The organism is Streptomyces sp. NPDC101152 (assembly GCF_044768275.1).
Taxonomy (GTDB): Bacteria; Actinomycetota; Actinomycetes; order Streptomycetales; family Streptomycetaceae; genus Streptomyces.
The window spans coordinates 73,669-98,669 of sequence record NZ_JBIWPO010000029.1; the positions used below are offsets into that span (position 1 = coordinate 73,669).

General features: G+C 71.5%; 26 protein-coding genes and 1 pseudogene. 13 read left to right on the plus strand and 14 right to left on the minus strand.

Translation table 11 applies throughout. From position 1 onward, the window contains the following. Window positions 1-143 precede the first annotated feature (143 nt). The 6 genes and pseudogenes from ACIRVK_RS30380 to ACIRVK_RS30405 all read left to right on the plus strand — a co-directional run bounded on the left by ACIRVK_RS30380 (window position 144) and on the right by ACIRVK_RS30405 (window position 6,556). Entirely contained in the window at window positions 144-1,670 is a 1,527-nt protein-coding gene (locus ACIRVK_RS30380; RefSeq protein WP_404252695.1) for an ABC transporter ATP-binding protein, read from the plus strand. Then, the gene (locus ACIRVK_RS30385) at window positions 1,667-2,794 is read left to right on the plus strand and encodes an ABC transporter permease (protein WP_404252625.1); all 1,128 of its coding nucleotides are present in this window, start codon (window positions 1,667-1,669) and stop codon (window positions 2,792-2,794) included. Before ACIRVK_RS30380 ends, ACIRVK_RS30385 begins: the two co-directional genes overlap by 4 nt. Then, window positions 2,794-4,080 carry an ABC transporter permease gene (locus tag ACIRVK_RS30390; protein WP_404252627.1) on the plus strand — a complete coding sequence of 429 codons (1,287 nt, stop codon included), beginning with the start codon at window positions 2,794-2,796 and terminating at the stop codon, window positions 4,078-4,080. Before ACIRVK_RS30385 ends, ACIRVK_RS30390 begins: the two co-directional genes overlap by 1 nt. Further along, on the plus strand, window positions 4,077-4,478 hold the full coding sequence (locus ACIRVK_RS30395; RefSeq protein WP_404252629.1) for a cytidine deaminase: 402 nt from the start codon (window positions 4,077-4,079) through the stop codon (window positions 4,476-4,478). Before ACIRVK_RS30390 ends, ACIRVK_RS30395 begins: the two co-directional genes overlap by 4 nt. Window positions 4,479-4,559: 81 nt before the next feature. Then, window positions 4,560-5,852 carry a thymidine phosphorylase gene (locus ACIRVK_RS30400; protein ID WP_404252631.1) on the plus strand — a complete coding sequence of 431 codons (1,293 nt, stop codon included), beginning with the start codon at window positions 4,560-4,562 and terminating at the stop codon, window positions 5,850-5,852. 120 nt (window positions 5,853-5,972) lie between these two features. Then, window positions 5,973-6,556 (plus strand): annotated as a pseudogene (locus ACIRVK_RS30405) (Uma2 family endonuclease). A gap of 1 nt (window position 6,557) precedes the next feature. On the opposite strand, the gene ACIRVK_RS30410 reads toward ACIRVK_RS30405, so the two are convergent. Continuing rightward, the gene (locus ACIRVK_RS30410) at window positions 6,558-7,478 is read right to left on the minus strand and encodes an AEC family transporter (RefSeq protein ID WP_404252633.1); all 921 of its coding nucleotides are present in this window, start codon (window positions 7,476-7,478) and stop codon (window positions 6,558-6,560) included. Between the two features lie 143 nt (window positions 7,479-7,621). Between ACIRVK_RS30410 and ACIRVK_RS30415 the strand changes: the two genes are divergently transcribed. Then, a complete protein-coding gene (locus ACIRVK_RS30415) occupies window positions 7,622-8,008 on the plus strand; it encodes an STAS domain-containing protein (RefSeq protein ID WP_404252635.1) in 387 nt (128 codons plus the stop codon). On the opposite strand, the gene ACIRVK_RS30420 is transcribed toward ACIRVK_RS30415, so the two are convergent. After that, entirely contained in the window at window positions 7,892-8,920 is a 1,029-nt protein-coding gene (locus ACIRVK_RS30420) for a sigma-70 family RNA polymerase sigma factor (RefSeq protein WP_404252637.1), read from the minus strand. The two genes, ACIRVK_RS30415 and ACIRVK_RS30420, sit on opposite strands and share 117 nt — an antisense overlap. Before the next feature lie 178 nt (window positions 8,921-9,098). Beyond that, window positions 9,099-10,376 (minus strand): MFS transporter, encoded by a 1,278-nt coding sequence (locus ACIRVK_RS30425; protein WP_404252639.1) that lies wholly within the window; start codon window positions 10,374-10,376, stop codon window positions 9,099-9,101. Between the two features lie 63 nt (window positions 10,377-10,439). Here ACIRVK_RS30425 and ACIRVK_RS30430 point away from each other — a divergent pair, with 63 nt between their 5' ends. Further along, the gene (locus tag ACIRVK_RS30430; protein ID WP_404252641.1) at window positions 10,440-11,399 is read left to right on the plus strand and encodes a LysR family transcriptional regulator; all 960 of its coding nucleotides are present in this window, start codon (window positions 10,440-10,442) and stop codon (window positions 11,397-11,399) included. A 265-nt stretch (window positions 11,400-11,664) separates the two neighbouring features. Here ACIRVK_RS30430 and ACIRVK_RS30435 read toward each other — a convergent pair whose 3' ends face one another. Further along, the gene (locus ACIRVK_RS30435; protein WP_404252643.1) at window positions 11,665-12,426 is read right to left on the minus strand and encodes an alpha/beta hydrolase; all 762 of its coding nucleotides are present in this window, start codon (window positions 12,424-12,426) and stop codon (window positions 11,665-11,667) included. 113 nt (window positions 12,427-12,539) lie between these two features. Between ACIRVK_RS30435 and ACIRVK_RS30440 the strand changes: the two genes are divergently transcribed. Further along, the gene (locus ACIRVK_RS30440) at window positions 12,540-13,697 is read left to right on the plus strand and encodes an adenosine deaminase (protein WP_404252645.1); all 1,158 of its coding nucleotides are present in this window, start codon (window positions 12,540-12,542) and stop codon (window positions 13,695-13,697) included. Between the two features lie 140 nt (window positions 13,698-13,837). Next, the gene (locus ACIRVK_RS30445) at window positions 13,838-14,197 is read left to right on the plus strand and encodes an ATP-binding protein (RefSeq protein WP_404252647.1); all 360 of its coding nucleotides are present in this window, start codon (window positions 13,838-13,840) and stop codon (window positions 14,195-14,197) included. Between the two features lie 75 nt (window positions 14,198-14,272). Here ACIRVK_RS30445 and ACIRVK_RS30450 read toward each other — a convergent pair whose 3' ends face one another. The 5 genes from ACIRVK_RS30450 to afsQ1 all read right to left on the minus strand — a co-directional run bounded on the left by ACIRVK_RS30450 (window position 14,273) and on the right by afsQ1 (window position 18,078). After that, on the minus strand, window positions 14,273-14,476 hold the full coding sequence (locus ACIRVK_RS30450) for a PspC domain-containing protein (protein WP_404252649.1): 204 nt from the start codon (window positions 14,474-14,476) through the stop codon (window positions 14,273-14,275). Window positions 14,477-14,570: 94 nt separating this feature from the next. Next, window positions 14,571-15,122, minus strand: a complete 552-nt coding sequence (locus ACIRVK_RS30455) for a VanZ family protein (RefSeq protein ID WP_404252651.1) — start codon at window positions 15,120-15,122, stop codon at window positions 14,571-14,573. A gap of 117 nt (window positions 15,123-15,239) precedes the next feature. Next, window positions 15,240-15,845 (minus strand): hypothetical protein, encoded by a 606-nt coding sequence (locus ACIRVK_RS30460; RefSeq protein WP_404252653.1) that lies wholly within the window; start codon window positions 15,843-15,845, stop codon window positions 15,240-15,242. Further along, on the minus strand, window positions 15,842-17,404 hold the full coding sequence (locus ACIRVK_RS30465) for an ATP-binding protein (RefSeq protein WP_404252655.1): 1,563 nt from the start codon (window positions 17,402-17,404) through the stop codon (window positions 15,842-15,844). Before ACIRVK_RS30465 ends, ACIRVK_RS30460 begins: the two co-directional genes overlap by 4 nt. Further along, entirely contained in the window at window positions 17,401-18,078 is a 678-nt protein-coding gene (gene afsQ1, locus ACIRVK_RS30470) for a two-component system response regulator AfsQ1 (RefSeq protein WP_404252657.1), read from the minus strand. The genes ACIRVK_RS30465 and afsQ1 overlap by 4 nt, the downstream gene beginning before the upstream one ends. 243 nt (window positions 18,079-18,321) lie before the next feature. On the opposite strand from afsQ1, the gene ACIRVK_RS30475 reads away from it, so the two are divergent. After that, window positions 18,322-19,065, plus strand: a complete 744-nt coding sequence (locus ACIRVK_RS30475; protein ID WP_404252659.1) for a SigE family RNA polymerase sigma factor — start codon at window positions 18,322-18,324, stop codon at window positions 19,063-19,065. Between the two features lie 164 nt (window positions 19,066-19,229). Here the strand turns inward: ACIRVK_RS30475 and ACIRVK_RS30480 are convergent, their stop codons facing one another. Beyond that, complete coding sequence (locus ACIRVK_RS30480; RefSeq protein WP_404252661.1) at window positions 19,230-19,865, minus strand: uridine kinase; 636 nt, start codon at window positions 19,863-19,865, stop codon at window positions 19,230-19,232. A 137-nt stretch (window positions 19,866-20,002) separates the two neighbouring features. Between ACIRVK_RS30480 and ACIRVK_RS30485 the strand changes: the two genes are divergently transcribed. Continuing rightward, complete coding sequence (locus ACIRVK_RS30485) at window positions 20,003-20,407, plus strand: hypothetical protein (RefSeq protein ID WP_404252663.1); 405 nt, start codon at window positions 20,003-20,005, stop codon at window positions 20,405-20,407. Between the two features lie 117 nt (window positions 20,408-20,524). Here the strand turns inward: ACIRVK_RS30485 and ACIRVK_RS30490 are convergent, their stop codons facing one another. The 4 genes from ACIRVK_RS30490 to deoC form a co-directional block, all read right to left on the minus strand. After that, on the minus strand, window positions 20,525-20,773 hold the full coding sequence (locus ACIRVK_RS30490; RefSeq protein WP_404252665.1) for a type II toxin-antitoxin system Phd/YefM family antitoxin: 249 nt from the start codon (window positions 20,771-20,773) through the stop codon (window positions 20,525-20,527). A 90-nt stretch (window positions 20,774-20,863) separates the two neighbouring features. Further along, window positions 20,864-21,751, minus strand: a complete 888-nt coding sequence (locus ACIRVK_RS30495; RefSeq protein WP_404252667.1) for an aldehyde dehydrogenase family protein — start codon at window positions 21,749-21,751, stop codon at window positions 20,864-20,866. After that, window positions 21,744-23,192 (minus strand): aldehyde dehydrogenase family protein, encoded by a 1,449-nt coding sequence (locus ACIRVK_RS30500; protein WP_404252669.1) that lies wholly within the window; start codon window positions 23,190-23,192, stop codon window positions 21,744-21,746. Before ACIRVK_RS30500 ends, ACIRVK_RS30495 begins: the two co-directional genes overlap by 8 nt. 5 nt (window positions 23,193-23,197) lie before the next feature. After that, the gene (gene deoC / locus ACIRVK_RS30505) at window positions 23,198-24,160 is read right to left on the minus strand and encodes a deoxyribose-phosphate aldolase (RefSeq protein ID WP_404252697.1); all 963 of its coding nucleotides are present in this window, start codon (window positions 24,158-24,160) and stop codon (window positions 23,198-23,200) included. Between the two features lie 136 nt (window positions 24,161-24,296). Between deoC and ACIRVK_RS30510 the strand changes: the two genes are divergently transcribed. After that, window positions 24,297-24,989, plus strand: coding sequence for a PH domain-containing protein (locus tag ACIRVK_RS30510; protein WP_404252671.1), 693 nt, complete (start codon window positions 24,297-24,299; stop codon window positions 24,987-24,989). Window positions 24,990-25,001: the final 12 nt, after the last annotated feature.

Below are 25,001 nucleotides of genomic sequence, written 5' to 3' on the forward strand. Positions count from 1 at the left end.
CGAGCCATAACAATGTGTCAACTCTACGCGTGTAGCATGGAGTTGCCGCGCTAGCGTCGCCGACGCCTGCCCTCCCCCTCAGCCCCCTTTGTCCCCGAGGAGAGTGCGCCATCAACGCGTCCAGCCCTCCCGCTGCCGTCGAACTGCGCGGCATCACCAAGCGATTCCCCGGCGTCGTCGCCAACAAGGACATCGACATCACCGTCCGCACGGGCACCGTCCATGCCCTGTGCGGTGAGAACGGCGCCGGCAAGTCCACCCTGATGAAGATCCTCTACGGCATGCAGCAGCCGGACGAGGGCACCATCACCGTGAACGGCGAGACGGTCGTCCTGCACAACCCCGCCGACGCCATCGCCCGCGGCATCGGCATGGTGCACCAGCACTTCATGCTCGCCGACAACCTCACCGTCCTGGAGAACGTCGTCCTGGGCGCGGAGAAGCTGTACGGCATCGGTGCCAAGGCCCGCGCGAAGATCAGGGAACTCTCCGACGCGTACGGGCTGAACGTGCGCCCGGACGTCCTGCTGGAGGAGCTCGGCGTCGCCGACCGCCAGCGCGTGGAGATCCTCAAGGTCCTCTACCGCGGTGCCAAGACCCTCATCCTCGACGAGCCCACCGCCGTCCTCGTGCCGCAGGAGGTCGACGCCCTCTTCGACAACCTGCGCGAACTCAAGGCCGAGGGCCTCACCGTCATCTTCATCTCCCACAAGCTGGGCGAGGTGCTCTCCGTCGCCGACGAGATCACCGTCATCCGCCGCGGCACCACCGTCGGCACCGTCAAACCGGCCGGCACCACCCCCAAGCAGCTCGCCGAGCTGATGGTCGGCAGCGAACTGCCCACCCCGGAGACCGAGGAGTCCACGGTCACCGACGTGCCGCTGCTCAAGGTGGACGGCCTGCGCCTGGCCCAGACCGACCTCGACGGCGTCGAGCGGATCATCCTCGACGACATCTCCCTCACCATCCACAAGGGCGAGGTCCTCGGCATCGCCGGCGTCGAGGGCAACGGCCAGTCCGAACTGGTCGAGGCCATCATGGGCATCCGCGCCCTGGACGCGGGCGTCATCGCCCTCGACGGCACCGACATCTCCCGCGTCCCCACCCGCCGCCGCCGCGAGGCCGGCGTCGGCTACATCCCCGAGGACCGCCACCGGCACGGCCTGCTCCTCGAGGCACCGCTGTGGGAGAACCGCATCCTCGGCCACGTCACCGAGAAGCCCAACTCCCGCGGCCAGCTCCTCGACATCAAGGCCGCCCGCAGCGACACCGAGCGCATCATCGAGGCGTACGACGTCCGCACCCCCGGCATCGACGTCACCGCCGCCTCCCTCTCCGGCGGCAACCAGCAGAAGCTGATCGTCGGCCGCGAGATGAGCCACGCGCCCAAGCTGCTCATCGCCGCCCACCCCACCCGAGGCGTGGACGTCGGCGCGCAGGCCGCGATCTGGGACCACATCCGCGAGGCCCGCCGCGAGGGCCTGGCCGTGCTGCTGATCTCCGCCGACCTGGACGAGCTCATCGGCCTGTCCGACACCCTGCGGGTGATGTACCGCGGCCGACTGGTCGCCGACGCCGACCCCGCCACCATCACCCCCGAGGAGCTGGGCTCCGCCATGACGGGTGCGGCCACCGGCCACCTGGAGCACACAGAGGACGACGCCCGATGAACAAGCTGACCCAACGCATCGACAAGGAGCGGCTGCTCCTCGCCATCGCGGCCCCGCTGCTCGCGATCGTCGCCGCGCTCGTCGTCACCACCCTGGTGATCCTCGCCACCGGCAAGAACCCCGGGTCGGCCTTCAGCGACATGGTGACCTACGGCTCCGCCAGCGACAGCCAGGTCTACATCCTGAACAAGGCGACGACGTACTACCTCGCCGGAGTCGCGGTGGCCATCGGCTTCCGCATGAACCTGTTCAACATCGGCGTCGACGGCCAGTACCGGATCGCCGCGTTCTTCGCGGCCGTCCTCGGCGGCGCGCTGACCACGCCCGGCTGGATCTCCATCCCGCTGATCATCCTGTGCGCCATGGGCACCGGCGCCGTGTGGGCGGGCATCGCGGGTGTCCTGAAGGTGACCCGCGGCGTCAGCGAGGTCATCTCGACGATCATGCTCAACGCGATCGCCACCGCGATCATCGCCTACCTGCTCCAGCCCGGGAAGCTCGCCGAGCTCCAGAACGGCGGCACGGTCGTCTCCACCAAGCCGCTGCCCTCGTCCTCGTACTTCTTCCAGATCGACACCGGCCCCTCGGGCGAGCTGTGGGGCTTCATCTTCATCGCCGTGGCAGTCGGCATCGCCTACTGGTTCGTCCTCGGCCGTACTCGGTTCGGCTTCGACCTGCGCACCGTCGGCCAGTCCGAGAGCGCCGCCGCCGCGAGCGGTGTGTCCGTCAAGAAGATGGTCGCCACCAGCATGCTCATCTCCGGCGCCATCGCCGGCCTGATCGGCATGCCGACCCTGCTCAACGACAGCCACCAGTTCAGCAACGACTTCCCGACCGGCATCGGCTTCACCGGCATCGCCATCGCCCTGCTCGGCCGCAACAACCCCGTCGGCATCGCGCTCGGCGCCCTGCTGTGGGGCTTCCTGGAACGCACCACCAACCACCTGGAGTTCCAGGGCTACGACAAGGAGATCCTCGGCGTCATCCAGGGCGTGATCGTCCTGTGCGTCGTGATCGCCTACGAGGTCGTACGACGCTACGGCCTCAAGCGCCAGCAGCAGCGGGTCGGCGCCGAACTCGCCGCCCAGGCCGCCGCCCCGACCGAGAAGCAGGAGGTGGCGTGATGACTGCCACGACGACCGAAACGCCGCCGCCCGCGGCCCCCAAGGCCGACACCGAGCGCACCCGCTCGGGCCGTCCGCTCGGCCAGATCCTCATGATCGTCGCCGGCGCGCTGCTGCTCGTGGCCGCGGTCCGCGTCATCACCGGCGCCAACCAGCTCACCTCCGACGGACAGGTCAGCGCCGCGCTGAGCCTCGCCGTGCCGATCGGCCTCGCCGGCCTCGCCGGCCTGTGGTCCGAGCGCTCCGGCGTCGTCAACATCGGCCTCGAGGGCATGATGATCCTCGGCACCTTCGGCGCCGGCTGGATCGGCTGGCAGTCCAGCCCCTGGCTCGGCCTGCTGTGCGGCGTCGGCTTCGGCGTCCTCGGCGGCCTGCTCCACGCCGTCGCCACCGTCACCTTCGGTGTGGACCACATCGTCTCCGGTGTCGCGATCAACCTGCTCGCGCTCGGCACCACCCAGTACCTCGCCAAGCTGTTCTTCACCAACGGCAAGGCCGCGAACGCCGGCGGCAACCCGAAGCAGTCCCCGCCGGTCAGCTCCCTGCCCAACTTCGACATCCCGGGACTGTCCGACGGTCTGAGGTCCCTGGAGAACCACCACTGGTTCCTGATCTCCGACATCGCCGGCATCCTCGGCGGTCTGGTCACCAACCTGTCCGTGATCACGATCCTGGCCTTCGTGCTGTTCATCGGCAGCTGGTGGTTGCTGTGGCGCACCCCGTTCGGACTGCGCCTGCGCTCCTGCGGCGAGAACCCGGTCGCCGCGGAGTCCCTCGGCGTCAACGTCTACAAGTACAAGTACGCCGCCGTCGCCGTCTCCGGCGGCCTGGCCGGCCTGGGCGGCGCCTTCCTCGCGCTGGTCACCTCGCACATCTACCTCGAGGGCCAGACCGGCGGACGCGGCTACATCGGCCTCGCGGCCATGATCTTCGGCAACTGGCGGCCCGGCGGCCTCGCCATGGGCGCAGGCCTGTTCGGCTACTCCGACGCGCTGCAGCTGCGCAACGGCGGCCAGACCGTGCACGCCCTGCTGCTCCTGCTGGTCGTGCTGCTCGCGGCGATGGCCGGCTGGAAGATGTACAAGAAGGCGCACTGGCAGGGCGGCATCAGCCTCATGGTGGCCGCGCTCGTGCTGCTCTGGTACCTGTTCACCAACGCGGTCCCCAGCGACTTCGTGGGCGCCACCCCGTACGTCGTCACCCTCCTCGTCCTGTCGCTGTCCGCGCAGCGCCTGAGGATGCCCAAGGCCGACGGCATGCGCTACCGCAAGGGCCAGGGCAAGTGACCCGCCCGGCCGCCGTCGACTGGGAGGCGCTGCGCGAGCTGGCCCGCGAGGCCATGACGCACGCGTACGCCCCCTACTCCGGCTACCCGGTCGGCGTCGCCGCCCAGGTCGACGACGGCCGCACGGTCTCCGGCTGCAACGTCGAGAACGCCAGCTACGGCCTCGGCCTGTGCGCCGAGTGCGGTCTTGTCTCGGAGCTGCAGCGCACCGGCGGCGGCCGGCTGACGCACTTCACCTGCGTCGACGGGCGGGGCGAGATCCTCGTCCCGTGCGGCCGCTGCCGCCAGCTGCTGTACGAGTTCGGGGGCCCCGACCTGCTCCTGGAGACCCCGGCGGGCATCCTCCCGCTCTCCGCGATGCTGCCCCAGGCCTTCGGCCCGGACCACCTCACCAAGTGACTCTTGTACGGCCCCTTCGACGTGAACCCTTCGGGCGGAGGGGCCGCACACTTCCATGAACCCCGGGAAGGACCGCACGCCATGACTGTCCTGTTGGCGGACGCCATCTCCGTCATCCGCACCAAGCGGGACCGCGGCGAACTCAGCGACGAGCAGATCGACTGGGTCATCGACGCGTACACCCGCGGGGAGGTGGCCGACGAGCAGATGTCCGCGCTCGCCATGGCGATCCTCCTCAACGGCATGAACCGCCGAGAGATCGCCCGCTGGACGGCCGCGATGATCAACTCCGGCGAGCGGATGGACTTCTCGTCCCTGTCCCGCCCCACGGCCGACAAGCACTCCACGGGCGGCGTCGGCGACAAGATCACCCTCCCGCTGGCCCCCCTGGTCGCCGCCTGCGGCGCGGCCGTCCCCCAGCTCTCGGGCCGGGGCCTCGGCCACACCGGCGGCACCCTGGACAAGCTGGAGTCCATCCCCGGCTGGCGCGCCCTGCTCTCCAACGAGGAGATGCTGTCGGTGCTCGACGGCACCGGCGCGGTGATCTGCGCCGCGGGCGACGGCCTCGCGCCCGCCGACAAGAAGCTCTACGCCCTCCGGGACGTCACCGGCACGGTCGAGGCGATCCCGCTGATCGCCTCCTCCATCATGTCCAAGAAGATCGCCGAGGGCACCGGCTCCCTGGTCCTGGACGTGAAGGTGGGCACGGGCGCCTTCATGAAGACGATCGAGGACGCGAGGGAGCTTGCGTCCACGATGGTGGGCCTCGGCACCGACCACGGCGTGAAGACGGTCGCCCTCCTCACGGACATGTCCACCCCCCTCGGCCTGACGGCGGGCAACGCCCTCGAAGTCCGCGAGTCGGTCGAGGTCCTGGCCGGCGGCGGCCCCGCGGACGTCGTGGAACTGACCCTCGCCCTGGCCCGCGAGATGCTCGACGCGGCCGGCGTCAAGGACGCCGACCCGGCGAAGGCCCTGGCCGACGGCTCGGCGATGGACGTCTGGCGCCGCATGATCGCGGCGCAGGGCGGCGACCCGGACGCGCCGCTGCCGGTGGCCCGCGAGCAGCACGTCGTCACGGCCCCGTCCTCGGGCGTCCTGACCCGCCTCGACGCCTACGACATCGGCGTCGCCGCCTGGCGCCTCGGCGCGGGCCGCGCCCGCAAGGAGGACCCGGTCCAGGCGGGCGCGGGCGTGGAACTGCACGCCAAGCCCGGCGACCCGGTCACCGAGGGCCAGCCCCTCCTGACCCTCCACACCGACACACCCGAACGCTTCGAGTACGCCCTCCAGGCGGTGCAGGGCTCGTACGACATCGGGGCGCCGGGCACGGAGTTCACGGCGCCGCCGGTGGTGCTGGAACGCATTGCCTGACCAGGCCCGCGGCCGGAGGCCGCTGATGGGTACGGCCCCTTTCGGGTGAACGGGATCGGTGGACCCCCGCCGGTCCCGTTCGGCATGCTGGGATCGGTGACGCAGCCGAAGGAGACCGCCATGAGCGCACTCACCGTGGGCCACGACCCCGAGCAGAGCTGGGACGACCTCGTCCGGTTCTGGGAGGAGATGGACTGGCCCGAGGGCAGCAAGGTGGAGATCACGAGGGGATCGTCACCGTGTCACCTGCTCCCGCACCCCGTCGCAACGTGATCGCGGCCCGCATCCAGCGCCGTCTGTACTCTGTGATCCCCGAGGACTGGGAGATCTTCCAGACACAGGCCATCGCTGTCCCCTCGCGGCTGGGCATGTTCATCCCGGACATCCTGGTCGCCCCGGTCCAGGAGTGCACCGAGGCGGACACCTATCTGCCGGGCGCCGTGGCCGAACTCGTCGTGGAGGTCACCTCCAGGAAGAACGCCCGCCACGACCGTGTGAGCAAGCCGGCCGCCTACGCCTCCGCGGGCATCCCGCTCTACCTCCTGGTCGACCGCTGGGCTCCCGAGGGCCCCGCCGCGACGCTCTACGGAGAGCCGCACGGAGATGTCCACCGCCCGCTCGCCGTCGCCAAGTTCGGCGAACTGCTCACTCTCCCCGCGCCCTTCGACCTCGTCATCGACACCAGCGAGTTCCCCGAGACCTGAGTCACCCCAACAACGCGGCGACAACGACCAGCACCGGCACCGACAACACCGTCGACAGCAGGATCGAGTCCCGCGCCAAGCCCTCCGCCACCCGGTACCGGCTCGCGTACGTGTACAGGTTCTGTGCCGCCGGGAGGGCCGACGTCACCACCACGTCCAGGAGTTGGTGGCCCCGGAGTCCGAAGACGGCTGTCGCCAACGTCCAGGCCGCCGCCGGCTGCCCCACGGCCTTCAGGGCGACGGACAGCAGCACCGGCCCCCGTTCCGCACCCCGGCCCGGCATCGTGCTGCCGCACAGGGAGATGCCGAAGGCCAGCAGGACCGCGGGGACCGACATGTTGCCGATCAGGGTGAGCGGGTCCATCACCGGGGCCGGGACCCTCACGCCGAGTGCAGACACCGCGACGCCCGCCAGTGAGCCCACCGCGATCGGATTGCGCAGCGGCGTCAGCAGCCGCAGCCACAGCGGGCCCTTCTCGCCCTTGCCGGACAGGTCGAGGATCGTCAGGGCGACGGGCGTGACCCCGATGAGCTGGAAGAGCAGCACCGGAGCCACCAGCGAGGCGTCGCCGAGCACGTACACCGCGATCGGGATGCCGAGGTTGCCCGAGTTGACGTAACTGGAGCACAGGGCGCCGATGGTGGTGCGGCCCACGCCCCAGTTCCGTACGGTACCCACCGCGACGAAGACACCCGCCGCCGCGGCCGTGCTCATCGCCGTCACCAGCAGTCGGCTGGAGAAGACCACCGACAGGTCGGCCCGGGCGAGCGTGGTGAAGAGCAGGGCCGGTGAGGCCACGTGGAAGGCGAGCTTGGTCAGGACCTCACGGCCGTGTTCGCCGAGGTGGCCCTGCCGGCCGATGACGTAACCCACCCCGATGACGACCGCGATGACCGCGAAGCCCGTCAACACGCCCTGCACGGCGCCCCCTCGGCAGGGAGGAGGCCGTCGGGTGTCCCGGGCGGTGCTGATCTGTGGGGCATACACCAAACCCTCCGGGCGAGGAGGGCGGTGGGTCAATGTGATCCCGGTCCGCGGACACGCCTCGTACGCGGTGCGACGCGATGAGTTCCGCCCGCCCGTCCGGTCTACCGCTCGTGGACGCCATGACACCCGCCGTACTCGTGCTGCCCGGACCCGTCACCCGTGACGAGGTGGCGGGCCTGTGCGAGGACGTGCGGCGCCTGCTGGAGGCCGGTGAAGCGGGGGTGGTCGTGGTCGACGTCGCCGGCATCGGGCCGCCGGGCCTGGCCGCCGTGGACCTGCTGGCGCGGCTGCAGCTGGCCGCCCGGCGGGCCGGCGGCCGGATCCGGCTGCGGGACCCGGCGCCCTCCCTACGCGCCCTCCTTGACCTGGTCGGGCTCCGCTTCGAGGTGGAGGGGCAGGTCGAACAACGGGAACCACCGCTTGGTGTCCAGGAAGAAGTGGAACCCGGTGAGCCTGCCGTCTGATATCTCCAGCACCTGCACCGCCCAGGGCGCGTAGCCGCCCTGCTCCGGGTCCGGCTTGTACTGGGCGAAGCCGGGCAGGCCGTTGACCTGGACCGGCACCAGCCGGGAGCCCTCGCAGGCGGAGCCGAGCGTGGTCATGAAGCCGGTGATGTCGTCGTGGCCGGTCAGCCACAGGTCGAACGGCGGCATCGTCATGACGGCGTCCTCGTGCAGCAGGGCCGTCAGGGCGGTCATGTCGTAGCCCTCGAAGGCGGCGACGTAGCGCTCGAGGAGTTTCTGCTGCTGCTCGTCCAGCGGGTCGGAGACGGCCGCCGAGGCCGCCTTGTCGCCCTGCTCGCGCTCGGCGAGGGTGGCCCGGGCCCGCTGCAGCGCGCTGTTGACCGACGCGACCGAGGTGTCGAGCAGCTCGGCGACCTCGCTCGCCTTCCAGGCCAGCACCTCGCGCAGGATCAGCACCGCGCGCTGCTTGGCGGGCAGCTGCTGCAGCGCGGCCATGAACGCCAGCCGCACCGACTCCTTGGCGACCGCCGCCTCCGCCGGGTCGTCGGTCGTGGGCAGCACGCGGTTGTCCGGCATCGGCTCGAGCCAGGTGTTGTCCGGGCGGGGGGAGAGGGCGGCCTGGGCGAGCGGGGTCGACTCGCTGAGGTCCATCGGGCGGGCGCGCTTGTTGCCGGCGGTCAGCATGTCCAGGCAGACGTTGGTCGCGATGCGGTAGAGCCAGGAACGCAGGCTGGAGCGGCCCTCGAACCTCTCGTAGCTGCGCCAGGCTCGGACCATCGTGTCCTGCACCGCGTCCTCGGCCTCGAAGGAGGAGCCGAGCATGCGGTAGCAGTACCCGGTCAGCTCGACGCGGTGCTTCTCGAGCCTGATGTCCAGGTCCGCCGGCGTGGTCGCCGTCGTACTGTCACTCATCGTCCACCCACCCCTGTGGCCGTTCTGTGTCGCGCCTTTGCGCCCAGCACGTCCGAAGCTAGCGCAGGGCACTGACAATGGCGTGCCGAGCGGAGGAACGTGCAGGCCAGGGGGGTATCGCCCCGAGGGGCTGACGTTCGCCGGCGGGGGCTTGATCTTTTCAGCCGGTCCGGCGTCCTCAGTGCACCGGTACCGGACTGCGCCGCGCTGCGACCCGGGCCGCCCGCGTCCCGAGCACCGTGATCGTCACGACGCCCAGGATCGCCAGCAGTCCCACGCCGACCGTCCCGGCCCAGCCGCTCGCGTGGAAGGCCACCGCTCCCACCGTGCTGCCCGCGCTGGAGCCGATGTAGTACGCCGACTGGTACAGCGCCGACGCCTGCGCGCGGCCGGTGGTCGCCGTCTTGCTCACCGCCGACGACGCGACCGCGTGCCCGGCGAAGAAGCCCGCGGTGATCAGGACCAGGCCCAGCAGGACCAGCGGCAGCGAGGGTGTCAGGGAGACGAGCAGGCCCGTGGCCGTCGTACCGCCCGCCAGGTACAGGGCGCCGCGGCGGCCGACGCGGCCCACCAGACGGCCGGCGGTGGACGCGGAGACCGTGCCCACCAGGTACACCAGGAAGATCGAACCGATGAAGCCCTGGGGAAGGGAGAAGGGTGCCTCGGTCAGGCGGTAGCCGATCACCGTGTAGACGCCGCCGAACACCGTCATGAACAGCGCCCCGATCGCGTACAGGCGGCGCAGCAGCGGGTCGGAGAGGTGGTCGCGGACCGTGCGGGCCAGTACCCGCGGCCGCAGCGACCCGGCGACGAAGTGCCGCGGCGCGGGCAGCAGCAGCCGGAAGGCCACCGCGCAGAGCACGGCGATGACGCCGATGACGCCCACCGCGGCCCGCCAGCCCCACGCCTGGGCGACCCACCCGGTGATGACCCGGCCGCTCATGCCGCCGACGCTGTTGCCCGCCACGAACAGCCCGATCGCCGTGACCAGCGCCTTCGGCCGGACCTCCTCGGCGAGGTACGCCGTCGCGGACGCCGGGAGCCCGGCCAGCGCGGCGCCCTGCAGGCCCCGGAGCACCACCAGGACGCCCAGCGAGGGGGCGAACGGCACCAGCAGTCCCACGGTCACCGCCACCGCGAGCGAGGCGGTCATCACCGTACGGCGCCCGAACCGCTCCGACAGGGCGCTCATCGGCAGCACGAACAGCGCGAGACCGCCGGTCGCCGCCGCCACCGTCCAGCTCGCCTCGCTCGCCGCCACCCCGAACTCGCCGGAGATGAGCGGCAGCAGGGCCTGCGTGGAGTACAGCAGCGCGAAGGTCGCGACCCCCGCGAGGAACAGTGCGAAGCTCATCCGGCGGTAGCCGGGCCCACCGGGGGCCATACGGGAGTCGACGGAAGGGACGGACGGGCGGGCGCCCACGGCGGTGGACGCCCCGGTACTGGCGGGAGACATGCCTCGAAGCTACGTACGGCCCCGTTCATCCGTCCAATGCACGGAATCCCCATAATCGTTCCCATGGTGCATCAACCCAGCTCACGGCCCCGACTGTCACCGTCCGGTGACACAGAAGACACGACCGACATGTCGATGCTGCTCGCCCCGCGCCTCGCCTACTTCGCCGGCGTCGCCCGTACCGAGCACGTCACCCGCGCCGCGCAGGAGCTCCAGGTCCCCCAGTCGACCCTCTCCCGCGCCATGGTCCGCCTCGAACAGGACCTCGGCGTCGACCTGTTCGCCCGCCACGGCCGGACCGTCTCCCTCACCCCGGCCGGCCGCACCTTCCTCGCCTCCGTCGAGCGCGCCCTCGGCGAGATCGAACGCGCCGCCGACGAGGTCCGCGCGGACGCCGACCCCGCCACCGGCAAGGTCGCCTTCGGCTTCCTCCACACCATGGGCGCCGAGACGGTCCCCGGCCTCCTGCACGCCTTCCGCGCCGACCACCCCCGCGTCCGCTTCAGCCTCGTCCAGAACTACGGCGAGGCCATGCTGGAGAAGCTGCGGGCGGGCGAGCTGGACCTGTGCCTGACGTCCCCCGTGCCGGACGCCCCCGACCTCGTCGCCCGCCGTCTGGACGAGCAGAAGCTCCGCCTCGTCGTCCCCGCCGACCACCGCCTGGCCGCCCGTAGACGCGTCCGCCTCGCGGAAGCGGCCGACGAGACCTTCGTGACCCTGGAGCCGGGGTACGGTCTGCGCCGGATCACCGACGACCTGTGCGCGCAGGCCGGCTTCCGCCCGAGGATCGCCTTCGAGGGCGAGGAGGCGGAGACGCTGCGCGGCCTGGTGGCGGCCGGCCTGGGCGTCGCCCTGCTGCCGCCGCCGGCCTTTCCCCGTCCCGGAGTCGTGGAACTGACGGTCACCTCGCCGAGGGCGGCACGGGAGATCGGGGTCGCCTGGCTCGACGGCCACCCGGACACACCCCCGGTGGCGGCCTTCAAGAAGTTCCTCCTGTCGAGAAGGGGAACCCTGTTGCCCTGAAGGCCCGGGCCAGGGTAGTAGGGCGTGTCTGACAATTCCCGCCTGCTCCGCGGCGTCTGGCACGCACGCTCGCCGCGTTGCCGAATCGCCCACGTGGCTCCTCCCCCACGCTCGAACAGACTCGCGCGGGGGGACCCCCATCGAGGGCGCTCCGGCGCCTTGCGATCGCACGCTCCCCCACGCTCGAACAACCTCGCGCGGGGGCACCCCCATGACGCCGCGGAGCCCGCCCTGCGGGCGGACGACAGGAATTGTCAGACACGCCCTACCGCCGCAACGACTTGCCGAAGCCCACCGCGAGCGGCATCCGCAGCCCCAGCGGCGGCGGAGCGGCGAGCGCGTCCTGCACGGGGCGGGAGACCGCTCGCCCGAACAGCGCCCCCATCACGAAGTCCTCGGCGAGCGCGTGCACTTCCGCCCGGTACTGGTGCAACCCGTGTCCGTCGGAGTGCACTTCGAACCGGCACACCTCCCGGTTCGCCTTCTTCGCCCGGGCCGCCAGCCGGAAGGACAGCTCGGGGTCGCAGACCTCGTCCTTCGTGCCGTGCACGATCAGCACCTGCCGCCCCACGAGCTGCTTCACCGGTTCGGGCGAAGCGGCCATGTCGTCCTCGGGCAGCCAAGGCGCGACCGCAACCACGGAGTTGACCGCTTCGTGGCCGCCCGCCCGCAGCGCCGCCCGCCCGCCCATGTCGACCCCGACGAGGCAGACGGAGACGTCGCCGTAGCGGCGCACGACCTCGTCGGCGGCCCACGACGCGTCCTGGGCGAGGTGCGCCGCGCTGCCGTTCCAGCCGCGGTAGCGGTAGTGGACGACATGCGTCGCCAGCCCTTCCTCACGGCCCGCGCGGGCCAGTCGGCGGCCGAGCGCCCGTACGGACGCGGTCGCGAGCATGGGGGAGGGTCTGCGGTCGGACTCCTCGTGGCCTCCGGGGAGCAGCAGTGCCACTCCGCTCACCGCTGTCGGCTCCGGGCCGAGCGCCCTCCCCAGCCGGGCCCGTCGAACCGGCGTCGCTTGCTGTGCCATGACAGAACAGTGTCAGAAGGACGGGTGTACGCCACCCGTCCTCGCGGTCACCGTTACGTATCGACGATGTTGTACACCGAGCCGTCTACGCGCGTAGGAGGTACAGTGCGGACATGACGAGCCAGACCATCTCGAACACCCCGACGCCGGACCAGATCCGCCGGGCGCCGAAGGTTCTGCTTCACGACCACCTCGACGGCGGTCTGCGCCCGGGGACGATCGTCGAACTCGCCCGGGAAACCGGCTACTCACGGCTGCCCGAGACCGATCCCGGCCGACTCGGCACCTGGTTCCGCGAGGCCGCCGACTCCGGGTCCCTGGAGCGGTACCTGGAGACCTTCTCCCACACCGTCGGCGTGATGCAGACCCGCGACGCCCTGGTCCGGGTCGCGCGCGAGTGCGCCGAGGACCTCGCCGAGGACGGGGTCGTCTACGCCGAGGTGCGGTACGCGCCCGAACAGCACCTCGAAGGCGGACTGAGCCTCGAGGAGGTCGTCGAGGCCGTCAACGAGGGCTTCCGGGAAGGGGAGCGGCTGGCCCTGGCGAACGGCCACCGCATCCGCGTCGGCGCCCTGCTGACCGCCATGCGGCACGCCGCCCGCTCCCTGGAGATCGCCGAACTCGCCAACCGCTACCGGGACCTGGGCGTCGTCGGCTTCGACATCGCGGGCGCGGAGGCCGGTTACCCGCCCACCCGCCACCTCGACGCCTTCGAGTACCTCAAGCGGGAGAACAACCACTTCACCATCCACGCCGGCGAGGCCTTCGGGCTGCCGTCCATCTGGCAGGCCCTCCAGTGGTGCGGCGCCGACCGGCTCGGGCACGGGGTGCGCATCATCGACGACATCCAGGTGCAGGCCGACGGCACGGTCAAGCTCGGGCGGCTCGCGTCGTACGTACGGGACAAACGCGTCCCGCTCGAGCTGTGCCCCAGCTCCAACCTGCAGACCGGCGCGGCGACCTCCTACGCCGAGCACCCGATCGGGCTGCTGCGACGGCTGCACTTCCGGGCGACCGTGAACACCGACAACCGGCTGATGTCCGGCACCAGCATGAGCCGGGAATTCGAGCACCTTGTCGACGCGTTCGGTTATTCGCTCGACGACATGCAGTGGTTCTCCGTCAATGCGATGAAATCAGCATTCATTCCTTTCGATGAACGACTGGCGATGATCAATGACGTCGTGAAGCCCGGGTATGCCGAGCTGAAGTCCGCATGGCTGTTCCAGCAGACGGCTTCCACCAGCGGTTCTCTGGACTCGGAGGGCTGATCGGGAGGACGGCGGGGTGCATCGGGTGCGGACGGGCATTCACAAGCCGTCCGCATTTCGATGTTTGCGGCGGGCGGGTTCCCGTGTTTACGGTCGTGGACCGCTCACATCACCGTCATCCCATTTCGAGGACGCATTTCATGAAGCAGTCTGCTGCCAAGACCCTCGGTGTCGCCGCCCTCGGTGCCGCCTTCGCCGCCGTCGGTGCCGGCGCCGCGAACGCCGCCCCCGCGGTCCCGGACGCCTCCGGGGCGCTGGACACCGTCACCAAGACGCTCCCGGCGGAGAACCTCGCCAAGGCGCTGCCTGGTGCCGGTGAGGCGATGACCCAGGCGCAGCCCACGCTCGCGTCGGGTCTGGCCGCCGTGCAGCCGGCCGCGCAGCGGGTGCTCGCGGACGGCCCGACCGCGCCGGTCGCCGGACTGCTGGGCGGCCTCCCCGTGGGGCGGACCGGCCTGCCCACGCACGGCCTGCCGGTGCACGGCCTCCCGCTCGGCTGAACCGCCCGCACGAACGCGCCGGTGGGGCGTACTCCCTGGACACGGGGGTGCGCCCCACCGGCGTGCCCGCCGGGGCTACCAGGCGGTGCGGGCCGCCTTCTCCTCCGAGGGCAGCAGGATCCACAGCGCTATGTAGAGCAGGAACTGCGGGCCCGGCAGCAGGCAGGACAGCAGGAAGATCACCCGCATCGTGGTCGCGGAGGTGCCGAAGCGCCGGGCCAGGCCGGCGCACACTCCGCCGAGCATGCGGCCGTTGGTGGGGCGGACGAGGGCGGACATGTGCGTCTCCTTCGTGGACGTCGTCGCGAGGTCGCCCGGACGGCTCCCTCAGCTGCCTCCAACGCTACGGACACGAAGCGCGCAAAGCGTCACACTAAGGGGCCATCCCGACCCTGGGAAACGTCGGGGTCCGACCCTGAGCCGCCTCCTCCTGGCGCAGGGCCGCGCGTTCGCGCCGCTCGGACCTGCGGCGGAGCCGGACGCGGGACGCCGGGACGACGGCGAGGTGGGCGAACGCCACGCCCAGGGTGTTGAGGAGCAGCGAGTCGACGTCCGGGACCCGCCCCGGGACGCCCGTCTGCACGATCAGGATCCCGAGCGACACCAGGGCGCCCGAGGCCACCGTACGGACCAGGGAGCCGAGGGGGGAGGCGGTGAGCCTGCCGTGCGCCATCGGCAGCAGGACCCCGAGCGGGGCCAGCAGGGCGACGCCTTCCGCGATCCGGTGCGCCGCCTCCGGCCACCCCAGCGCCAGGTCGGCCCGGATGCCCGCCAAGGGGCGCAGGTTGGGCGGCTGCACCCAGGGCACGTCCAGCGGACGCAGCGTGAGCCAGGCGACGAGCGCGAGGTGTGCGACGAGGAGGACACCCCCTGTCACACGGATGCGGATCGCGGCGCTGCCGCCGATGGAGCCTTCACGCTGCACGCACCCCAAGACGCGGCCTCCGGCACGAACGGTTCCGCCTTCCCCGACGTACCTGGGGGAGGCCTGCGCCACACCCGCGCGCCACGCCCGGTTCACCCGCGAGGCGGGCGCCGCCCGTCAGCCGCCGGTGACGGCGCTCGACGGCGGCGCCTCGCTGCCCGGCCGGGAGCGGACGTCGCCCGTGCACGTGTAGCGGCGCGCCGGCTCCCTGCCCGGGCCGCCGAGGATGACCGAACCGTCGCCCTCGGCGGCGGCCGAGTCGGAGAAGGTGCACACGAGCTGCGCCAGCGCGTACGAGGTGAGGGCGCCGGGCGCGGTGCTCAGCCGCAGCGCGTCGTCGGGGTCGCCGGCCCGCGGCCCGCCGACCGTCATGCCGCCCCGTACGTCGGTGGTGTACCCGGCCTCCTTCTCGGCCGGGGACGGCGTCGCAGCGAGCTGGTCCAGCAGCCCCTGCGCCACCAGCCGCCGCCGCCGCGCGTCCGCCGTACCGTCCGGGACGCGCACCGTGCGGTCGACGGACACCAGCGAGGAGCCGCACAGCAGGAACACCTGGACCGGCAGCCCGCGCGGGACCTGCGTGGAGACGTCCGGCTGGGCCGGCGAGCACAGCACCCGCGAGGGGGCCACGCCGAAGTCGGTGGGCACCTGGGTGGACCGTATGCCGCACCCGGTGAGTACCACGCCCAGCAGGGACAGCGCCGTCAGACGGCGTACGTTCCTCACGCCTCCCCCTTCTTCGGGTCGCCGCCGGCCGCTTCCTCCGTCAGCGCCGAGGCGTCGCGCGGCAGCCGCAGGGTGAACACCGCGCCGCCGCCGGGCGAGTTGGCGGCGGTGATCCCGCCGCCGTGGATGTGGGCGTTCTCCAGGGCGATGGACAGGCCGAGCCCGCTGCCCTCGGAGCGCGGGCGGGAGGCGCTCGCCTTGTAGAAGCGGTCGAACACGTGCGGCAGCACGTCCTCGGGGATGCCGGGCCCGTGGTCCCGTACGGCGATGACGACCTCGTCCGCCGGGGCCCGCACCGAGACCCGCACCGGGGAGCCGCCGTGCTTGAGGGCGTTGCCGATGAGGTTGGCGAGGATGACGTCCAGGCGGCGCGGGTCGAGCCGGGCGTGGATGCCGCGCTCCGCGTCCAGTTCGACGGCGTCCAGCCACGCCCGGGCGTCGATGCACGCGGTGATCTGGTCGGCCACGTCGACGTCGTCCAGCACCAGCCGGGCCGTCCCCGCGTCGAAGCGGGTGACTTCCATCAGGTTCTCGACCAGGTCGTTGAGCCGCCGCGTCTCGCTGACGACCAGCCGCACGGCGGGCTCGATCATCGGGTCCACCGACCCGGACCCGGCCTCCAGCTCCTCCTCCAGGATCTCCGTCACGGCGGTGATGGCGGTGAGCGGAGTTCGCAGTTCGTGGCTCATGTCCGCGACGAAGCGCCGGGACGCCTCGTCCCGCGCGGCCATGTCGTCGACCCGTTTCTCCAGCGCCTCGGCCGCGTAGTTGAACGTGCGTGACAGATCGGCGAGTTCGTCGGTCCCTGACACCCTGAGCCGGGTGTCCAGCCTGCCCTCGCCGAGCCTGCGCGCGGCGACCCCGAGCCGCTGCACCGGCTTGAGCACGGTCGAGGCGGCGGCCTGCGCGAGCAGCGCGGAGCCGACCAGCGCGAGCCCGGTGGCGATACCGAGCGACCAGGCGAGCGAGTTGAGGTCCTTGGCCTCCGGCTCCAGCGACTTGAGCATGTAGCCGGTCGCCCCGCCGCCGATCACCTTGGTGCCGGCCACCAGATAGGGCGTGCCGTGGTCGACGACCCGCTGCCAGTACAGGTGGTACGCGTACTTGTTGCCGGAGCCGACCTGCTGCCGCTTGTCCACGGCCGAGCGCAGCGACGCGGGCACGTCCCGCAGCGAGAAGCCGTCCAGGGCGCCCGAACTGCCGTACACGGTCCGGCCGTTCTCGTCCTGGGCGACGAGCAGCACGCTGAAGCGCTGGCTGCTGGTCGCCATCTGGCCCGCGGTGTGCTGCAGTTCGTCCTGGGTGGGGTGCGGGGGCAGACTGCCCGCGCGGGTCTGCATGGCCTGGCGGAAGTCACCGAGCACGGCGTCCTGGGTGCGGGTGAGGACGGCCTCGCGGTTGAGCCAGTACGCGATCCCGGACGCGGACACCGCGGCGGTCAGCGCGACCAGCCCGAACACGACGACCAGCCGGAGCCGCAGACTCGTGAAACGCAGCCGGGTCAGATGCCCCTTGCGGGCCGCGGCCCAGCCGCGCACCCCCCCTTGCGCTGGGGTCACTGAGGAGTGTCCAGCCGGTAGCCCACACCCCGCACGGTACGGATCAGGGTCGGCGAGGACGGGACGTCCTCGACCTTCGCACGCAGCCGCTGCACGCAGGCGTCCACCAGCCGGGAGTCGCCCAGGTAGTCGTGCTCCCAGACCAGCCGCAGCAGTTGCTGCCGGGACAGCGCCTGCCCGGGCCGCCGGCTCAGCTCGAGCAGAAGCCTCAGCTCGGTGGGCGTCAGCTGCAGGTCCTCGCCGTTCTTCGTGACGGTCATCGCGGCCCGGTCGATGACCAGGCTGCCGAAGGTCGCCGCGTCGTTCGCCTCACGCTCACCGCGCCGCAGCACGGCCCGGATCCGGGCGTCGAGGACCCGGCCCTGCACGGGCTTGACGACGTAGTCGTCGGCACCGGACTCCAGGCCCACGACCACGTCGATGTCGTCGCTGCGCGCGGTCAGCAGGATGATCGGCAACTGGTCCGTGCGCCGGATGCGGCGGCACACCTCGAACCCGTCGATGCCCGGCAGCATCACGTCCAGCACGATCAGGTCCGGCCGCTGCTCCTTCAGCAGCTTCAGCCCGTCCTCGCCGGTGGCAGCGGTGGCCACACGGTGTCCCTGGCGCGTCAGTGAGAGCTCCAGGGCCGTGCGGATGGCGTCGTCGTCCTCGATCAGCAACAGGGAAGGCACGGGGGTCATTCTGGCCCATGCCGGGGTCGGTTTCGACACCTGTACGGGTACGTGCCCGTACCGCTGTTCTCTGTGACCGGACTGTGAGCGCGCTGCGACCGACCCCTGTGACAGGTCTGTGACAGTCGGCGGACACGGCCATGAAGCTGCGCGGGCAAGCTTCTCGGCACAGGCAAGGAAGCACCGCGAAGATCCACCGCCTGAGCAAGCCGAACACCGGAAGTCCACGACGGGGGGCGCGAGATGAACACGCTGCACAGCACCAGCAATAGCGCAGTGATCACGCGCCTGCACGACGTGAACGGGGGCCGGGGTTCCAAGGAGTCCGGCGCCGTGAGCGGGCGGGGGTGCGCTCGCGGCGCCGGGCGTCAGCACACCGTGTACATGACGGTGGTTGACGGTTCCACGGGGGAACCGCACGGGGGAAGCGCGTACAGGGAGGACACGGGGGAGCGTCGTTCGCTGTCGGAGGCGGAGTTCACCGCCTACGTCCAGGAGCGCCGCGCCTCCCTGTACGCCACCGCCTACCACCTGACCGGTGACCGCTTCGAGGCCGAGGACCTGCTGCAGAGCGCGCTGTTCTCGACGTACCGGGCGTGGGACCGGATCACCGACAAGGCCGCGGTCGGGGGCTACCTCCGCCGCACCATGACGAACCTGCACATCAGCGCGTGGCGCCGCCGCAAGCTGAACGAGTACCCGACCGAGGAACTGCCGGAGACGCCCGGCGACACGGACGCGATGCGCGGCACCGAACTGCGCGCGGTCCTGTGGCAGGCGCTCGCCCGGCTCCCCGAACTCCAGCGCACGATGCTGGTCCTGCGCTACTACGAGGGCCGCACCGACCCGGAGATCGCGGAGATCCTCGACATCAGTGTCGGCACGGTGAAGTCCAGCATCTGGCGGTCGCTCCGCCGGCTGCGCGAGGACGAGGTCCTCAGCTTCGGCCGTGACGAGGAGGACGCCTTCGGGGAGCTCGTCGCCTGAGGGTCGGGGGGGGAAGCAAGGAACGGGGGAAGTACGGGGGAGCGGTAACCGGGGGGACCCACGGGGGACACGGGGGAAGCACCACCACGGGGGGAACGGGGGAGAGCGGGACTGGAGGGCCGGGGGGTCCGTCCAGTCCCGCTTTCGTGTGCGCCAGGTGTGGCTCAGGGCGTCGGGGTCGCCGCCGGGCGACGGCCCACCGCGGCGGCGGCCAGGCGGCCGAGGGCCTCGTCCTTGTCGCAGGGGTGGGCGCCGAGGGACGTCTGGCGGGCGATGATCGCGCGTTCCTGGCGCATCAGGCGCCAGCCGCGGCGCAGCAGGAACGGGACCGACTTGCGGCCCTCCCTGAGGTCGCGCAGGAAGCGCCGGCGGAAGGTGCGCACGGGGCCGCGGTTCAGGCACAGCGCGTCGGCCAGGAGGCCCGACTCCCGGCAGCGGTCGACGATCTCGGCCGCGAAGATGCCCTCCGCGATGAAGAGGGGGGTGCGGCCGATGTCGACGGTCTCGGTGCCGGTGCGGGCGGAGCGGGAGATGTCGTAGACGGGGATCTGTGTACGACCCGTGCGGCACAGCTCCGTTATCGCGGCGACCGCGACGTCCGTGTCCCAGGAGTCCGGATGGTCCCAGTCGATGTCGGAGCTTCCCGCCACCAGTGGCAGCGTCGGGTCGTTCCCCTCCTTGTAGAAGTCGTCGAGGCGCAGCACGGGAAGGCCGGAGCGGGCGGCGACCAGGGACTTGCCCGAGCCCGAGGGGCCGCAGAGCAGCACGACGCGGGCGGAGGAGGGGAGATGGATGCTCACGGGACACCAGTTTGACGTATTCCGTACGCCGCAACGACCCCGCGGGTCGGCTTTGGAGCGCGCGTCACACCTCAACTACCCTACGTATCGACCTGATTACCCTGTGCATGAGAACGCAGCAGAAGGTGGCAGCAGCAATGGCACGAGACACGTCCTCCCCGAACCCGACCGCCCGGCGCGCCCTCGTCGCCCTCGCCACGGCAGGGGTGGCGCTCGGCGCGGGTGCCGCGACGGCCTCCGCGGACAGCGCGCCCGTCCTGGACGTGATGCGCACCCGGCCCACCGGCCTGGGCACGATCGACCCGCAGTCCGGCCTGAAGGCCCTCACCGGCACGGTCGGTCACGTCACCGGCCCCGTCGCCGGCCTCAAGCCCAACCCCCTCGCGGGCACCGGCGTCGACCCTCTCGACAACGGCGTCGCCACCCGAGTCGCCGACTTCCGGCCCCTCGCCTCCCGGTCCCTGACGCACCCGATCGCCGAGGCCCGGTCGATCGGCAGCATCCCCGTGCTGGGCCAGGCCACAACGCTCCTGAACCACTGACCCGCGGACGAGCGGAGTGCCGCGCCTTCCTGGACGGGGGCGCGGCTCCCTTGTTCCCGCGCGGCGTTGCGGCCGGGGCGGGTTCTGACGATGGCCGGTCGAGCCGGCGCGTGGCGCTCACCGCAGACCCGGGATCCTGCGGACCTCGTCGTGCGGGATGCCCGGAGCGAGCGTGCCCTCTGCCTTGCGCCTCTGGTGGTCGGCGATGGCCAGGGCGCCTTCGAGGTCCTCGATGACCCGGGGCGAGACGAGCAGGGCCGCCACGTGCCCGTGGTCGGTGAGGGCGATGGTTTCGCGGTGGTGGGCGGCGCGGCGGACCAGGTCGCCGAGTTGGGAGCGGGCGTCGGTGATGGAGATCTGAACCATGTGCTCATCGTGGCGCTCGGGGAGACGCCGTGCCGGGAAGAGCCGCGCCTCCCCCGGACGGAGGGGAGGCGCGGCTCGGTCGGGGAGGGGTCAGTACGACGAGCCTGACGCGCCCAGGGAGCCCGTGGGGTGCCAGACCGTCTTCGTTTCCAGGAAGGCCGTCAGGCGGTCGATGCCGGGGGTGGTGGTCCAGTTGTCCACAGGCTGTGGACGCAGGACGCGCTTCAGGTTGTCCGCCGCCGCGATCTCCAGTTCCTTCGCCAGGGCCTCGTCCGCGCCCGCGAGGTCGATCGCGTTGACGTCCTGGTGGGCGGCGAGGGGCGTCGCGATCTCCGCCGTACGGCCCGAGAGGATGTTGACCACGCCGCCGGGGACGTCCGAGGTGGCCAGGACCTCGGCGAGGGAGAGGGCGGGGAGGGGGGACCTCTCGGAGGCCACCACGATCGCCGTGTTGCCGGTGGCGACCACCGGGGCGAGCACGGAGACCAGACCGAGGAAGGACGACTCCTGCGGGGCCAGGACCGCCACCACGCCCGTCGGTTCGGGGGAGGAGAGGTTGAAGTACGGGCCCGCGACCGGGTTTCCGCCGCCGACCACCTGGGCGATCTTGTCCGTCCAGCCCGCGTACCAGACCCAGCGGTCGATCGCCGCCTCGACCTGCTCGGCCGCCCTGGACTTCGACAGGCCCTCCGCGTCGGCCACCTCGTGGACGAACTGTGCCTTGCGGCCCTCCAGCATCTCCGCGACGCGGTAGAGGACCTGGCCGCGGTTGTAGGCCGTCGCGCCGGACCAGCCGCCGAAGGCCTTCCGCGCGGCGACGACCGCGTCGCGGGCGTCCTTGCGGGAGGAGAGGGGGGCGTTCGCCAGCCACTTGCCCTTTGCGTCGGTCACCTCGTACACCCGGCCGCTCTCGGAACGCGGGAACTTCCCGCCGACGTACAGCTTGTAGGTCTTGAAGACAGACAGGCGATCAGACATCGAGGTATGCCTCCAGGCCGTGGCGGCCGCCCTCGCGGCCGAAGCCCGACTCCTTGTAGCCGCCGAAGGGCGAGGTCGGGTCGAACTTGTTGAACGTGTTGGACCAGACGACGCCGGCCCGGAGCTTGTTCGCCACCGCGAGGATGCGGGAGCCCTTCTCCGTCCAGATGCCCGCGGACAGCCCGTACGGCGTGTTGTTCGCCTTGGCCACCGCCTCGTCCGGCGTGCGGAAGGTCAGCACCGACAGCACCGGGCCGAAGATCTCGTCGCGGGCGATCCGGTGCGCCTGGGTGACGTTCGTGAAGAGCGTCGGGGCGAACCAGTAGCCGGAGGACGGGATCTCGCAGGCCGGGGACCAGCGTTCGGCGCCCTCCGCCTCGCCCTGCTCGACGAGGGTGGTGATGCGCGAGAGCTGTTCCTCGGAGTTGATCGCGCCGATGTCCGTGTTCTTGTCCAGCGGGTCGCCGAGCCGGAGGGTGGACAGGCGGCGCTTGAGGGAGTCGAGCAGTTCGTCCTGGATCGACTCCTGGACCAGGAGGCGGGAGCCCGCGCAGCAGACCTGGCCCTGGTTGAAGAAGATGCCGTTGACGATGCCCTCGACGGCCTGGTCGATCGGGGCGTCGTCGAAGACGATGTTGGCGCCCTTGCCGCCCAGTTCGAGGGTGAGCTTCTTGCGGGAGCCGGCGACGGTGCGTGCGATCTCCTTGCCGACGGCCGTGGAACCCGTGAACGCCACCTTGTTCACGTCCGGGTGCGCGACGAGCGCGGCGCCCGTGTCGCCGTATCCGGGGAGGATGTTGACGACGCCCCTGGGGAGGCCGGCCTGGCGGCAGATGTCCGCGAAGAAGAGAGCGGAGAGGGGGGTCGTCTCGGCGGGCTTCAGGACCACCGTGTTGCCGGTGGCGAGCGCCGGGGCGATCTTCCAGGCCAGCATCAGGAGGGGGAAGTTCCAGGGGATGACCTGGCCGGCCACGCCGAGCGGCTTCGGGTTCGCGCCGTAGCCCGCGTGGTCGACTTTGTCGGCCCAGCCCGCGTAGTAGAAGAAGTGCGCGGCGACCAGGGGGAGGTCCGCGTCGCGGGTCTCCCGGATCGGCTTGCCGTTGTCCAGGGTTTCCAGGACGGCCAGCTCGCGGCTGCGCTCCTGGATGATCCGGGCGATGCGGAACAGGTACTTTGCGCGCTCGGTGCCGGGGAGTGCCGACCACTTCTCGAAGGCCTTGCGGGCGGCCACGACGGCACGGTCGACGTCCGCCTCGCCCGCCTGGGCGACCTCGGAGAGGACCTCCTCGGTGGCGGGGCTGACGGTCTTGAAGACCTTGCCGTCGGCCGCCTCCGTGAACTCGCCGTCGATGAACAGGCCGTAGGAGGGGGCGATGTCGACGATCGCGCGGGACTCGGGTGCCGGGGCGTACTCGAATGCGGATGCGGATGCGGATGCCATGGTGATCAGTCCACCGTCACGTAGTCGGGGCCGGAGTAGCGGCCGGTGGCCAGCTTCTGACGCTGCATCAGCAGGTCGTTCAGGAGCGAGGAGGCGCCGAAGCGGAACCAGTGGTTGTCCAGCCAGTCCTCGCCGGCGGTCTCGTTGACCAGAACCAGGAACTTGATCGCGTCTTTGGACGTCCTGATGCCGCCGGCCGGCTTCACGCCGACCTGGACGCCGGTCTGCGCACGGAAGTCGCGCACCGCCTCCAGCATGAGGAGCGTGTTGGCGGGGGTGGCGTTCACCGCGACCTTGCCGGTGGACGTCTTGATGAAGTCGGCGCCCGCCAGCATGCCGAGCCAGCTCGCGCGCCGGATGTTGTCGTACGTCGACAGCTCGCCGGTCTCGAAGATGACCTTGAGCCGGGCGTCCGTCCCGCACGCCTCCCGTACGGCGACGATCTCGTCGTACACCTTCATGAAGTGCCCCGCGAGGAACGCCCCGCGGTCGATGACCATGTCGATCTCGTCGGCGCCCGCGGCGACCGCCTCGCGCACGTCCGCCAGCTTCACGGTGAGCGGCGCGCGGCCCGCCGGGAACGCGGTGGCCACGGATGCGACCTTCACGGAGGAGCCGGCGACGGCCGCCTTCGCGGTGGCCACCATGTCGGGATAGACGCAGACGGCCGCGGTCGACGGGGTCGCCGGGTCGGTCGGGTCGGGGTGGACCGCCTTGGCGCCGAGCGCCCGGACCTTGCCGGGGGTGTCCGCGCCTTCCAGCGTCGTCAGGTCGACCATCGAGATGGCGAGGTCGATGGCGTACGCCTTCGCGGTCGTCTTGATGGAACGGGTGCCGAGCGAGGCGGCACGCGCCTCCAGACCGACCGCGTCGACGCCGGGCAGCCCGTGGAGGAAGCGGCGCAGCGTGCCGTCGGACGCGGTGACGTCGGCGAGTGCGTGAGCTGCGTTGGGTGCAGTGGTGGGCATGGTCACCAGACGAGCATATCTACGCGCGTAGCGGCTGTACACCCCGGAAGGATGGTCATGTCCGGCGCGGGGCTCTCCGAGGGAGAGGGGGAGGGGCGGAGGGAGGGTGGGGGCCTGCTGAGGCAGAATCGGCGGCATGACGACCCCCGACCGGATCTACCGTTCCCCCGCCGGCATCGCCGGAGGCGTTCTCCTGCTCGGCATCACCGGCTGGCTGGGCATCGACGCGATCGTCGCCGGACACGGCCGTACGCCGTGGCTGGCCCTCGCCACCGTGATCCTCGTCGTGCCGCTGGTCGTCGCCTTCACGATCCGCCCCGCCGTCTACGCCAACGAGGAGCGGCTGCGCGTCCGCAACCCCTTCCGCGTGATCGTGGTCCCCTGGGGCGAGGTCGTCTCCCTGAGGTCGAGCTACTCGAACGAGGTCGTCGTCAAGTCCGGCAGGAAGTACCAGCTGTGGGCCGTTCCTGTCTCCCTGCGGGCCCGTAAGAGGGCGGCCCGGCGGGAAGCGCGCGTCGCTGCGGACCAGGCCGCCGAGGCGAGCGGGCGGCCGCGGCGGGGTGGCGTGGGGGGCCTCGGGGGGTTCGGTGGCTTCGGTGGTATCGGTGGGGCTGGCGGTTTCGGGGGTGCGGGGCTGCGTGGCGATGCGGCGGAGGGGCCCGTGCGCGCCGAGGGGGACAAGGTCATGGACGACCTGCGTGAGCTGCTGGAGGCCCGCGGAGAGGCGGAGGGGGCTCAGGGCGAGGTGTCTGTGCGGTGGGCCTACGAGGTTGCCGGGCCGGTGGTGGCCGGGGCGGTGTTGTTGGCGATCCTGGTGGCGATGGGCTGACCTGGGCCGGCG